Origin of the sequence: Bordetella genomosp. 9, assembly GCF_002261425.1 — a bacterium.
Lineage (GTDB): Bacteria > Pseudomonadota > Gammaproteobacteria > Burkholderiales > Burkholderiaceae_B > Bordetella_C.
In genome coordinates this window covers 659,649-672,279 of the sequence record NZ_NEVJ01000003.1, presented here as the reverse complement: position 1 = coordinate 672,279, position 12,631 = coordinate 659,649, and the positions used below count along the sequence as shown (strand labels likewise).

9 protein-coding genes are annotated in these 12,631 nt (G+C 68.0%); 8 read left to right on the top strand and 1 reads right to left on the bottom strand.

Going from position 1 to position 12,631, the window contains the following annotated elements:
• The 8 genes from CAL26_RS14225 (at position 1) to CAL26_RS14190 (ending at position 12,271) form a co-directional block, all read left to right on the top strand.
• Positions 1-3,171, top strand: a complete 3,171-nt coding sequence (locus CAL26_RS14225) for an efflux RND transporter permease subunit (RefSeq protein WP_094847545.1) — start codon at positions 1-3, stop codon at positions 3,169-3,171.
• A 27-nt stretch (positions 3,172-3,198) separates the two neighbouring features.
• Positions 3,199-4,767, top strand: a complete 1,569-nt coding sequence (locus CAL26_RS14220) for an efflux transporter outer membrane subunit (protein WP_256988427.1) — start codon at positions 3,199-3,201, stop codon at positions 4,765-4,767.
• A 60-nt stretch (positions 4,768-4,827) separates the two neighbouring features.
• Entirely contained in the window at positions 4,828-5,295 is a 468-nt protein-coding gene (locus CAL26_RS14215) for a universal stress protein (protein ID WP_179283364.1), read from the top strand.
• 37 nt (positions 5,296-5,332) lie between these two features.
• The gene (locus tag CAL26_RS14210) at positions 5,333-8,065 is read left to right on the top strand and encodes a bifunctional acetate--CoA ligase family protein/GNAT family N-acetyltransferase (RefSeq protein WP_094847543.1); all 2,733 of its coding nucleotides are present in this window, start codon (positions 5,333-5,335) and stop codon (positions 8,063-8,065) included.
• 157 nt (positions 8,066-8,222) lie between these two features.
• Entirely contained in the window at positions 8,223-9,722 is a 1,500-nt protein-coding gene (locus tag CAL26_RS14205) for a sensor histidine kinase (RefSeq protein WP_094847542.1), read from the top strand.
• Complete coding sequence (locus CAL26_RS14200) at positions 9,719-10,132, top strand: response regulator (protein ID WP_086065067.1); 414 nt, start codon at positions 9,719-9,721, stop codon at positions 10,130-10,132. The genes CAL26_RS14205 and CAL26_RS14200 overlap by 4 nt, the downstream gene beginning before the upstream one ends.
• 26 nt (positions 10,133-10,158) lie before the next feature.
• Positions 10,159-11,640, top strand: coding sequence for a hybrid sensor histidine kinase/response regulator (locus CAL26_RS14195; protein ID WP_094847541.1), 1,482 nt, complete (start codon positions 10,159-10,161; stop codon positions 11,638-11,640).
• Positions 11,630-12,271 carry a response regulator gene (locus CAL26_RS14190; protein ID WP_094847540.1) on the top strand — a complete coding sequence of 214 codons (642 nt, stop codon included), beginning with the start codon at positions 11,630-11,632 and terminating at the stop codon, positions 12,269-12,271. Before CAL26_RS14195 ends, CAL26_RS14190 begins: the two co-directional genes overlap by 11 nt.
• 58 nt (positions 12,272-12,329) lie before the next feature.
• Here CAL26_RS14190 and CAL26_RS14185 read toward each other — a convergent pair whose 3' ends face one another.
• Positions 12,330-12,626 (bottom strand): hypothetical protein, encoded by a 297-nt coding sequence (locus CAL26_RS14185; RefSeq protein ID WP_373454480.1) that lies wholly within the window; start codon positions 12,624-12,626, stop codon positions 12,330-12,332.
• Positions 12,627-12,631: the final 5 nt, after the last annotated feature.

Genomic DNA, 12,631 nt, shown 5'->3' with positions numbered 1-12,631 from the left:
ATGCGCATCGCACACTTCTTCATCGACCGCCCGCGATTCGCGACCGTCGTCAGCTGCTTCCTGACCCTGCTGGGCCTGGGCGCGCTGTTCGTCCTGCCCGTCGCGCAGTACCCGGAAATCGTGCCGCCCACCGTCCAGGTGACCACCTCCTATCCCGGCGCTTCGGCCGAGACCATCGCGCGCACCGTGGCCACGCCGCTGGAACAGCAGATCAACGGCGTGGAAGACATGCTCTATATGAGCAGCCAGTCCACCGGCGACGGCAAGCTGACCATCACGGTGACCTTTCGCATCGGCACCGACCTGAACGTCGCGCAGAACCTGACGCAGAACCGCGTGCAGAACGCCTTGCAGCGCCTGCCGGAGGACGTGCAGCGCCTGGGCGTGCAGGTGCGCAAGTCCACGCCCAGCATCCTGATGGCGGTGCACATCTTTTCGCCGGATGCGAGCCGCGACACGCTGTACCTGTCGAACTATGCCACGCTGCACGTCAAGGACGTGCTGGCGCGCATCCCCGGCGTGGGCGACGCCCAGTTCGTGGGCGGCCGCGAATACGCCATGCGGATATGGATAGACCCGGACAAGGCCGCCGCCAACAAGCTGAACGCCAGCGAAATCCTGGCCGCGCTGCGCCAGCAGAACCTGCAGGTGTCGGCCGGCGTGCTGAACCAGCCGCCGACGCCGCGGCCCGAGGCCTATCAGGTGAATGTGGAAGTCCTGGGCCGGCTGGCCACGCCCGAGGAGTTCGCCGACATCGTCATCAAGTCGGACAGCCAGGGCCGCGTCACGCGCGTGCGCGACATCGGCCGGGTGGAGGTCGGCGCCGCGGACTATGGCTCGACCGCGTTCATGGACCGCAGCGACGCGGCGGCGATGTTGATCTACGCCCAGCCGGGCGCCAATTCGCTCGACGTCGAGCACCGCGTGCTGGCCGCCATGCAGGACCTGAAAAAGGATTTCCCGCAGGGCGTGGATTACAAGATCATCTACGACCCGACCATCTTCATCGGCAAATCGGTGGATGAAGTGGTGCAGACCATCCTGGAAGCCATCGTGCTGGTGGTGGCCGTGGTCTTCCTGTTCCTGCAGAACTGGCGGGCCACCATCGTGCCGGTGGTCGCCATTCCGATTTCGCTGCTCGGGTCCTTCATCGTCCTGTATGCCTGCGGCATCTCCCTGAACAATCTTTCCCTGTTCGGGCTGGTGCTGGCGGTCGGTATCGTGGTCGACGACGCCATCGTGGTGGTGGAGAACGTCGAGCGCAACATCCAGGCCGGCATGTCGCCCTACCAGGCGGCGCATCGCACCATGGACGAGGTGGGCGGCGCCCTGGTATCGATCGCGTTGACGCTGTGCGCGGTGTTCGTGCCGGCGGCCTTCCTGGGCGGCATTTCGGGACTGTTCTTCCGGCAGTTCGCCATTACGATCGCCGCGTCCACGATCATTTCCTGCGTGGTGTCGCTGACCCTGAGCCCCGCGCTGTGCGCGGTACTGTTCAAGCCGCACGACGCCGGGCACCGTTCGCGCAACCCCGTGCGGCGCATGCTGGACGCCGGTTTCGGCCGGTTCAATCGCGGTTTCGACCGCCTGTCGATGGGCTACGGCAGCCTGACCCGCCGGCTGGCGCGGATACTCGGGCTGGTGTTGGTGGTCTACGTCGGCCTGATCGCCCTGACGGGCGTGCAGTTCGCCCGTACCCCGACCGGCTTCATCCCCGAGCAGGACCAGGGTTACCTGATCACCATCGTGCAGCTGCCGCCGGGGGCGTCGCTGGATCGTACGGAAAAGGTCGTGCGCCAGGTCATCGACATCGCGCTGGCCACGCCCGGCATCGAGCATGCGGCGCCCTTCGTCGGGCTGGACGCGACCACCAACACGGTGGCCTCGAACTCGGGCACGGTGTTCACCGGCCTGCCTTCGCTGTACAGCCACGATATCAAGGGCGTCAACGCCAATACCGTGCTGGCCGACCTGCGCAAGCGCCTGTCGGTCATCAAGGATGCCTATGTGCTGACCATCCCGCCGCCGCCGGTGCAGGGGCTGGGCAATTCGGGCGGCTTCAAGATGATGATCGAGGACCGCGCCGGCCTGGGGCCGCAGGCCCTGGTCGAGGCGTCCAGGAAACTGGTGGCCGCGGCCAACCAGGATCCGGCCCTGTCGCGCGTGTTCACGCTGTACAACGCGGGTTCGCCATCGATCTTCGCCAACGTCGACCGCGTCAAGACCGAGAAGGTCGGCCTGCGGCCCACGGACGTCTTCTCCACCCTGCAGGTCTATCTGGGTTCGCAGTATGTGAACGACTTCAATTACCTGGGCCGGACCTACCAGGTCATCGCGCAGGCCGATGGGGAGTTCCGCCGCAATGCGCAGGACATCACCCGGCTGAAGGCGCGCAACGATGCCGGCGACATGGTCCCCCTGGGCACCGTCGCGTCCATCGAGGATCGCACGATTCCCTATCGTGTGCCGCGCTTCAACCTGTACCCCGCGGCGGAAGTGCAGGGCACCGCGGCGCCCGGGGTGGCGTCCGGCGTCGCGCTGCGCCGCATGGAGCAGCTGGCCCGGGAAATCCTGCCGCGCGGCATGGATTTCGAGTGGACGGAACTGGCCTTCCAGCAGCAGCAGACGGGCACGTCCACCGTGCTGGTCTTCGCCGCGGCCGCGCTGTTCTGCTTCCTGGTGCTGGTGGCGCAGTACGAAAGCTGGCGCCTGCCGCTGGCGATCATCCTGATCGTGCCGATGTGCATCCTGGCGTCGGTCACCGGATTGTCGTTTCGCGGCATGCCCATCGACATCCTGGCGCAGATCGGCTTCGTGGTGCTGATCGGCCTGGCGGCGAAGAACGCGATCCTGATCGTCGAGTTCGCCCGCCAGCACCAGGACGAGGAGGGCGCTTCCGCGGTGGACGCGGCCGTGCATGCGTCGCGGACGCGGCTGCGTCCCATCCTGATGACGTCGCTGGCCTTCATCCTGGGCGTCGCGCCGTTGACGCTGGCGACGGGGGCGGGCGCCGAGATGCGGCAGTCGCTGGGCACGGCCGTGTTCTTCGGCATGCTGGGCGTGACCGTCTTCGGTCTGCTGTTCACGCCGGCGTTCTACATCTTCATCCGCAAGTTCGGCCGCCGGAAAGCGGCCGCGCCGAAGGAAACCTATACGCCCGCCAGCCGGTAAACCGTCAAACGAGAAAACGGATAGATCATGGACGACTTCGCGCCGATGACCCCCAACCCATACGCACCGCGCGGGACGCGGCATGCCGGCCTGGCGACCGTGGCGCTGGCTGCCACTGCCCTGGCGGCCGCGCTGGCCCTGGCCGGCTGCGCCGTGGGCCCCGATTATGCCCGGCCCGACACCGCGCTGGCGCCGTTCCACACCGAGCTCCAGGCCGCGCGGCAGGACCGGCATGCCAGCCCGCCGCCGCTGGATCGCTGGTGGGAAGGTTTCGACGATCCGCAACTGGTCGGCATCGTCCAGCGGGCGCTGGACCAGAACCTGGAACTGGCGGCCGCCCTGGCGCGCGTCGACCAGGCGCGGGCCAGCGCCCAGGCCGCCGGCGCGGCCCTGCTGCCCACGCTGGACGCCACCGCGTCGGCCACCGCCTTGCGCCAGAGCCTGCAGAGCCCGCTCGGCACGCTGGCCAGGGGCTTGCCCGGCTACGACCGCAACCAGCGCGAATATACGGCCGGGGCGGCCGCCACCTGGGAAATCGACCTGGCCGGCGGGCTGCGCCGCAACGCGGCTGCCGCCCGCGCCGAGGCGCAGGCCGCCGAAGCCGGCCAGATCGGCACCCGCGTCACGGTGGCGGCCGACGCCGCGGATGCCTATGTGCAGATACGCGGTTACCAGTCCCGCATCGCCGTGGCGCTGGACCAGATCGATACCGATAGTCGCCTGCTCGACCTGGTGAAGCTGCGCCGCCAGCTGGGCGCGGCCGACGATCGCGAGGTAGCGCAGGCCGAGGCGCTGCTGCGCCAGGCGCGGTCCACCGTCCCGCTGCTTCGCATCGCGCTGGAGGCGCAATCGAACCGGCTGGACGTGCTGTTGGGCGTGCAGCCGGGCACTTACGCGCGGACCCTGGAGCAGAAGTCGGATATCCCGGCCGTGCCGGTGATGGCCGACGCCGGCAGCCCCGTGGACGTACTGCGCCGGCGCCCCGACGTGATCGCGGCGGAGCGCCAGCTGGCGGCTTCCAACGAGCGCATCGGCGTGGCGATCTCCGATTACTACCCCAAGGTGTCGTTGTCGGGAATACTGGGCTTCGACAGCATCACCACCAACGGCATGTTCCGCAACCGCTCCTTCCAGCCGCTGGGCACGGCGGGCTTGCGCTGGCGCATCTTCGACTTCGGCAAAGTCGACGCCGAGGTGCGCCAGGCCAAGGGCGGCTATGCGGAAGCCCTGGCGGTGTACCGGCAGACCGTCCTGCGGGCGGCCGAGGACGTCGAGAACGCCGTCACGCTGCTGAATCAGTCGCAGGTGCGGCGCCAGGAACTGGCGGCCGAGGTCGACGCGCTGACGCGCGCCCGCGAATTGTCCGAAAAGGCGTACAAAGCCGGCGCGATCACGCTGACCGACGTGCTCGATGCCGATCGGCAGTTGCTGGTGGCGCGGGACAACCTGGACGGCGTGCGCGCCGAATCGGCGCGCGCGGCGGTCGGCGTGTTCCGGGCGCTGGGCGGCGGCTGGGACGTCGCGCCGGCCGGGGTGGCGGACGGGGCGCCTGGCGCGTCGGCGGGCGCGGTCGCCAGCAACGATCGCCCGCGTTGACGCATATCAATGGGGGCGGCGCCGGGTGCCGATAAAGTGGGTCTTCCCCAAGGAGACATCATGTATCGACACATTCTGGTTGCCGTCGACGGCAGCGTCACTTCCGAACGCGCGCTGGACCATGCGATCTCGCTGGCGCGCGTCGAGGACGCACGCATCCTGGCCGTCTATATCGTGGAGTATCCCAGCTCCATGTATTCCTCCGCCTTCATCGACGTCGAGCCTTTCCACGACGCCATGGTCGAAGAAGCGCGGTCCGTGCTCGACGTGGCCCAGGCCAAGTTCCGCGATGCCGGCGTGAAGGGCGCGGTCAAGATGGTCGACGCGGGCGTGCTCAGCGGCACGATCGCCGAACAGCTGGCGGACGCGGCCGCCGAAGCCGGCGCCGACCTGGTGGTGATGGGCACGCACGGCCGCCGCGGTTTCCAGCGGCTCATGCTGGGCAGCGTCGCCGAAAGCTTCGTGCGCCTGTCGGCGTGCCCGGTGATGCTGGTGCCGCACAAAGAAGCCAAGCCGGCCTCGGCCTGACGAGCAATGCCCGCCGGTATTCCCAGGGGGAGCGGCCATGTCCATCAGAAATCTGCACGCATTGTTCCGGCCGCAGTCGGTCGCGGTCATCGGCGCTTCCGAGCAGCCCTATACGGTCGGCGCGCACGTGCTGTCCAACCTGCTCGCGGCCGGCTATGCCGGCACCACGTACGCGGTGAATCCGAAGTATTGCGTGGTGCGGGGATTGCCCTGCCATCCCGACGTCGCCAGCCTGCCGCAGGCGCCGGACCTGGCGGTCATCTGCACGCCCGCGGCGACGGTCCCGGCGCTGATCGAGCAATTGGGCGCCAAGGGCACCAAGGCGGCGGTGGTGCTGAGCGCCGGCCTGGCGGCCGCGGCGCCCGGCGGCGGCACGCTGCGCGACGCCATGCTGCGGGCGGCGCGTCCCCACCTGCTGCGCATACTCGGGCCGAACTGCCTGGGCCTGCTGGTGCCGGGGCTGGGCCTGAACGCCAGCTTCGCCCCCGCCATGGCCCTGCGCGGCCGCCTGGCCTTCGTCTCGCAATCCGGCGCGCTGGCGACCGCGGTGCTGGACTGGTCGAATAGCCGGAACATCGGCTTTTCGCATTTCATCACCCTGGGCGACAGCGCCGACGTGGACCTGGGCGACGTGCTGGACTACCTGGCCGATACCGTCGACGCCAACGCCATCCTGCTGTACGTCGAGTCGGTGACCGCCGCCCGCAAGTTCATGTCGGCGGCGCGGCGCGCGGCGCGGAAAAAGCCGGTGGTGGTCGTCAAGTCGGGCAGGGTGGCCGAAGGCGCGCGCGCCGCCGCCACGCATACCGGCGCCCTGGCGGGGTCGGACATCGTCTACGACGCCGCGATCCGCCGCGCCGGCATGCTGCGCGTGGATACCACCGATGCCCTGTTCGACGCCGTCGAGACCCTGGCCCGCGCGCGTCCGCTGCGCGGCGAACGCCTGGCCATCCTGACCAACGGCGGCGGCGCGGGCGTCATGGCGACCGACGCGCTGGTGCGCGGCGGCGGCACCCTGGCGACGCTGGACCCGGCGACGATAGAAGCGCTGAATACGGTGCTGCCCGACACCTGGTCGCACGCCAATCCGGTCGATATCGTTGGCGACGCGCCCGTCCACCGCTATGTCGACGCCATTGAGATCCTGCTGCGCGACCGCGGCAGCGACGCCGTGCTATTCATCCATGCGCCGACCGCCATCGTCCCCAGCGAGGATATCGCGGCGGCGATGCAGCCACATATCGTCGGATCGTCGCGCAATGTGTTTTCCTCCTGGCTGGGCGGTGATGCGGTGCTGCATGCGCGCAAGCGCTTTCGGCGGGCCGGCATCCCCACGTATGACACGCCGGAACAGGCGGTGGGCGCTTTCCTGGACGCGGTGGAATACCGCCGCAACCAGGGTTTGTTGATGGAAACGCCGTCGACGGATGCCGGCCCGCCGCCCGGCGACGCGGCGAAGGCGCGCGCGATCGTGGCCGGCGTGCTCTCGGCGGGCCGCGCCATGCTGACCGATGACGAGGCCAAGGCGGTGCTGTCCGCCTACGGCATCCCGGTGGCGCGCAGCGAAATCGCCCGCGACGCCGGGCAGGCCGCCGCCAGCGCGGCCGCGCTGGGCTATCCCGTCGCATTGAAGATCCTGTCCCCGGCGATATCGCACAAGTCCGATGTCGGCGGCGTCGCGCTGGACCTGGAAAGCGATGAACAGGTGCGGGACGCGGCCGCCGCCATGCTGCGCCGGGTCGCGCAGCTGCGGCCCGACGCGTCCATCCAGGGCTTCATCGTGCAGAAGATGCTGCGGCGTCCGCAGGCGCATGAATTGATCGTCGGCGCCTCCGTGGATCCCGTGTTCGGCCCCGTCGTGCTGTTCGGCCAGGGCGGCACCGCCGTGGAGGTGGTCGCCGATCGTTCCGTGGGCCTGGTGCCGCTGAACGAGCCCCTGGCGCGCGACATGGTGTCGCGCACCCGGGTGTCGGCCTTGCTGGCGGGCTATCGCGAACGTCCGCCCATCGATCATCCGGCGCTGTACCGGGTGCTGATCCAGGTATCGCGCCTGATGTGCGATATCCCGCAGATCGTCAGCCTGGACATCAACCCGCTGCTGGCGGATGCGGCGGGCGTCGTCGCCGTCGATGCCCGCATGAGCGTGGCGCGATATGCCGGCCTGGCTTCCGACCGGTTGTCCATCCTGCCGTATCCGGTCGAACTGGAAGAGCGCATGCCATGGGGTGACGGAACGATCCTGATCCGACCGGCCCGTCCGGAAGACGAGGCGCTGTATGCCCGCTTCCTGGCGGCCCTGACGCCCGACGATCTGCGCCGGCGCTTCTTCGGCATGTTCGGCCCGTTGCAGCAACGGGACCTGGCGCGGATGGCGCAGCTCGATTACGACCGCGAGATGGCCTTCCTGGCCGTGCGCAAGGATGCCTCCGGGGCGGACCAGATCGTCGGAGAGGCGCGCGCGGTGGCCGATCCGGACAAGGATGTCGCCGAGTTCGCGCTGATGGTGCGATCCGATTGCAAGAATCGCGGCCTGGGGACCTTGCTGCTGTCCCGCCTGGTGCGCTACTGCACCGGGCACGGCATCGGGGTGTTGCACGGGATCGTCATGGCCGATAACGATGCGATGCTGGAGGTCGCCCGGCGCTGCGGCTTCAGCGCCGAACCGCACGGGATGGGGTCGGAGGTGCGCGTCAAGCTGGCGCTGAACGGCGCCGACGGCCGGACGGCGACCGCCGCAGCGCCCGCCGCCCATCCCGCCCATATCGGTTGACCGGGTGGCCACGCGACCTTATACGTCGAGGCCTGGCGCGCGCTCGCTTAAAATCGCGGCCAGGCCCCGCGTCGCGGCCGGCGCATTCGTCGACCATGCTGCCCGGGGGCGTTTGAATTCGTCCAACCAACCCTCCCGGCAGCCCCGACGCCATCGCATGAAAGACCACCTTCTGGAAAGCCAGACCCTGGACTGGCTTATACGATCGGCCAAGGAAGCCATCGTGATCACCGATCCGGCGGGCCGCATCCTGATCGGCAACGGCGCCACGGCGCAATTGTTCGGACTTCCTGCCGACGGGCTCGGCGGGGTGCGGCTGAACGACATCCTGCCCGACGTCATGCTGGGCGAGCGCGCCGGCGACGGCGATCCGGCGGCGCGGGATACGGCCGAGGTCCTTGAAGTCGCCGGCCGCCGCGCCGACGGCACCGCGCTGCCGGTGGAAATCTGCATCTCGCCGCTGACCACGCACTGGGGCCTGATGCTGCACATGATCAGCATCCGCGACATCCGTGCGCGCAAACAGGCGGAACAGGCGGTGCGGGACAACGAAGCGCGCCTGCGCGCGGTATTCGATACCGCCGTGGACGCCATCGTCACCATCGACGAGCAGGGCCGCATCGAGCGCTTCAATCCGGCCGCCGTGCGGGTATTCGGCTACACCGAGGACGAAGTGATGGGGCGCAACGTCTCCATGCTGATGCCCAGCCCGTACCAGGAGATGCATGACCGCTACCTGGACAATTACCTGGATACCGGTGAAAAGAAGATCATCGGCATCGGCCGCGAGGTGCTGGGCATGCGCAAGGGCGGGGAGGTCTTCCCCATGGACCTGGCGGTGGCCGAAATGCGTGTCGGGGATCGCCGCATGTTCACCGGCATGGTCCGCGACATCACCGAGCGCAAGCGCGCGGAGGCGCGCTACGCCGAGCTGCTGCGCGAAGTCACCAGCGCCAATGAGGAACTGACCAACTTCGCCTACATCGTCTCGCACGACCTGAAGGCGCCGCTGCGCGGCATCAGCTCGCTGGCCAACTGGCTGGTCGCCGACTACGCGGACAAGCTCGATGATGAAGGACGCGAACACCTGCGCCTGCTGGTGGGGCGCGTACATCGCATGAGCGGCCTGATCGATGGCATACTCGAGTACTCGCGCATCGGCCGCATCAAGGAAGCCCGTGTGTCGGTCGATCTGGACGTCCTGGTGCGCGAAATCGTCGATTCGCTGGCGCCGCCGGCGAATATCCAGGTGCGCGTGGAAAACCCGCTGCCGGTCGTCCACGCGGACCGCACCCGGATGCAGCAGCTCTTCCAGAATTTGCTTTCAAATGCAATCAAATACATGGACAAGCCGGAAGGCGTGGTCCGCATCAGCTGCGAGCCTGCCGGCGAGCGGTGGCGTTTCGCCGTGGCCGACAACGGCCCGGGCATCGAAGAACGCCATCACGAACGGATTTTCCAGTTGTTCCAGACCCTGGCGCCGCGGGACCGCATCGAAAGCACCGGCGTCGGACTGACCCTGGTGAAGAAAATCGTCGAGATGTACGGCTCCGAGATCTACGTACAATCCGTCCTCGGCGCCGGCACCACATTCTCGTTCACCCTGCCTATCCTGGATGCAAGACCGACGCCGACCGAACCGGAAATGCTTTCATGAAAACCACGACGAGTCCCATACTGCTGGTCGAAGACGATACGGTCGACGCCATGACCGTCAAGCGGGCGCTCAAGGAAATCAATGTCGCGAACCCGCTGGTGCGCCGGGAAAATGGCGAGGAAGCCATCGAGTACCTGCGTGACGCCGGCAACGAGCGCCCCTGCATCATCCTGCTGGACTTGAACATGCCCGTGATGAACGGCATCGAGTTCCTGCACGTCATCAAGGCCGACGAGCAGTTGCGGCGCCTGCCGGTCATCGTGCTGACGACGTCGGAAGAGCAGCAGGACAAGATCAACAGCTTCAATATGAGCGTGGCCGGCTATATCGCCAAGCCGGTGGACTACCGGCAGTTCGTCGGCGTCATGCGGTCCATCGATCTTTATTGGACCATCAGTGAACTGCCGTAGTCGCCGCGCACGATAGAAGGGCCGATATGGGCAAGCCGCGCATCCGTATCCTGCTGGTGGAAGACGATGTGGTCGACCGCATCGCGTGCCGCCGCGCCCTGGCGGCCGATCAAAGCCATCAGTTCGAGATCATCGAAACCGAAACCGCGCAGGACGCGCTGCAGCGCCTGCGTTCGGAGGACTTCGACGCCGTCCTGCTCGACTACCGCCTGCCGGACCAGACCGGACTGGAGTTCCTGGCCGCGCTGGCCGACGGCGCCGGTGAGGTTCCCATTCCGGTACTGGCGCTGACGGGCGAAGAAAGCGCCACCGTCGCCGTGGAGATGATGCGCCATGGTGCGCGCGACTATCTCTACAAGGACCAGGACCGCCATTACCTGCCGGCCTTGCCGGCCGCCATCGAGCGGATGCTGCGCGGGCAGCGCCTGCTCGAAGACAAGCGCCAGGCGGAGGCCATGTTCCGCACGCTGGTGGAACAGACGCAGGCGATCACCTACGTGCGCGAACTGGGCGCGGAAGGCGCCTACCGCTACGTCAGCCCCCAGGTGCGCACGCTGGGCTACACCGCCGAGGAATGGCTGGCGGATCCGACCCTGCGCCTGTCCGCCATCCATCCCGCCGACCGAACGCGCGCCGAAGCGGCGATCGCGGGCAACCTGGCCCAGGGCACGCCCATGCGGCTGGAATACCGCCTGACGGGCAGGGACGGCCGCGAGCGCTGGTTCCGCGACGAGGCCGAGGTCGTGCGCGACCCGGCCGGCCGCAAGCTGTTCCTGCAAGGCATCCTGATCGACATCACCCAGGACAAGCTGGCCGAGGAAGCCCTGCGGGAATCGCGCGAAGCCTTGCGGCGGCTGGCGGCGCACCAGGAAAGCATCAAGGAAAGCGAGCGCAAGCGCATCGCGCAGGAAATCCACGACGAACTGGGCGCGCTCCTGACCGGTATCAAGGCCCACGTATCGGTGTCGGCCGAACGCATCGCGCAGGCCGGCGGCACGCCCGATCCGCTGTTGGTGGAAGCCGCCAGGCTGACGGAAGAAGCGATCCAGGCGGTGCGCCGCGTGATCAACGATCTGCGACCCAGCGTGCTGGACCAGCTGGGCGTGTGGGAAGCCATCGCCTGGCACGTCAGCCAGGTGGAGAGCCGCTTCGGGCTGGTATGCGACTGCATCATCGCGCCATCGGCGGCGGCGACCGAGGTCGACGCCGACCGCAGCATCATGTTGTTCCGCATCGTGCAGGAATCCCTGACCAACGTGGTGCGCCATGCGGACGCGTCCCTGGTCACCGTGCTGGCCGCGGTGAAGGACGGCGTGGTGCTGCTGGAGATCTGCGACGATGGCAAGGGTTTCGCCGACGAGTCGCCGGCGGAGCGCCACTCCTGGGGCATCCAGGGCATGCAGGAACGTACCCGCCATTTCGGCGGCCAATTGACGGTGTCGAGCACGGCGGGGCGCGGCACGCGCGTGGCCCTGCGATTGCCCCTGGCGGATAACGATGGCCGGTGAACAGATCAAGGTCCTGCTGGTCGACGACCATACCGTGGTGCGCAACGGCGTGCGGCTGATGCTCAGTTCGGCCGCCGACATCCAGGTCGCCGGCGAAGCGGAAAACGCCAGGCAGGCCCTGGAACGCGTCAAGGAACAGGAGTTCGACGTCGCGCTGATCGATATTGCGATGCCGGGCAAGAACGGCCTGGACCTGCTGCAATCGCTGCGTGTCGAGCGGCCGGGGCTGGCGGTGCTGGTGTTGAGCACCTATGCCGAGGATATCTACGCCGTGCGGGCCCTGAAGCTGGGCGCCGCCGGCTACCTGACCAAGGACAGTCCCACCACGACCCTGATCGAAGCGGTGCGCAAGGCCGCGGCCGGCGGCAAGTACGTCAGTCCGTCGCTGATGGAGCGGTTCGCCCTCATGATGGCGGGCGGCAGCGCGGCCACGCATGAAACCCTGTCCAACCGCGAGCTCGAAGTGCTGAAGATGATCGCCAAGGGCGAAAGCCTGGCGCGCATCGCGGAAGTCCTGCACCTGAGCCCCAAGACCGTCACCACCTACCGCGCGCGCATCCTGGAAAAAATGGGCGTGCGCAGCAACGCCGAACTGGCGCGCTACGCCGCGGAGAACGGCCTGTTGATGTAACGCGGGCGGGCGTGATGGACAGGTGATGCGGATTCTTGACGCGGATTCGTGATGCGCGCTACCGCGCCGCCGGCGCCTTGGCGATCGCCGCCGGCGTCTTGGTGACGACCAGCCCCTGACGCGTCGCGCCTTCGGTGATCGGCGCATCGACATAGCGGTTGGCCGCCAGGTACATCGTGACCATGCAGCCCACCAGGGCGACCGCGGGGCCCGCCATCAGGATCCAGGGCCACGGCTCGCGGTACCAGGGGCGGGCAGGGGCGGCGGCGTTGTCGGTCGCGCGGTCCATCGCGTTGTCCATCGCCTTGCCCACCACGTTGTCCATTGCCTGGCCCATTGCGTCGTCCGTTTTCATTTCCT

Excerpts from the sequence above, each read along its gene's own strand:
- CAL26_RS14225 (WP_094847545.1), top strand. The coding sequence starts at position 1 with ATGCGCATCGCACACTTCTTCATCGACCGCCCGCGATTCGCGACCGTC.
- CAL26_RS14220 (WP_256988427.1), top strand. The coding sequence starts at position 3,199 with ATGGACGACTTCGCGCCGATGACCCCCAACCCATACGCACCGCGCGGG.
- CAL26_RS14215 (WP_179283364.1), top strand. The coding sequence starts at position 4,828 with ATGTATCGACACATTCTGGTTGCCGTCGACGGCAGCGTCACTTCCGAA.
- CAL26_RS14210 (WP_094847543.1), top strand. The coding sequence starts at position 5,333 with ATGTCCATCAGAAATCTGCACGCATTGTTCCGGCCGCAGTCGGTCGCG.
- CAL26_RS14205 (WP_094847542.1), top strand. The coding sequence starts at position 8,223 with ATGAAAGACCACCTTCTGGAAAGCCAGACCCTGGACTGGCTTATACGA.
- CAL26_RS14200 (WP_086065067.1), top strand. The coding sequence starts at position 9,719 with ATGAAAACCACGACGAGTCCCATACTGCTGGTCGAAGACGATACGGTC.
- CAL26_RS14195 (WP_094847541.1), top strand. The coding sequence starts at position 10,159 with ATGGGCAAGCCGCGCATCCGTATCCTGCTGGTGGAAGACGATGTGGTC.
- CAL26_RS14190 (WP_094847540.1), top strand. The coding sequence starts at position 11,630 with ATGGCCGGTGAACAGATCAAGGTCCTGCTGGTCGACGACCATACCGTG.
- CAL26_RS14185 (WP_373454480.1), bottom strand. The coding sequence starts at position 12,626 with ATGAAAACGGACGACGCAATGGGCCAGGCAATGGACAACGTGGTGGGC.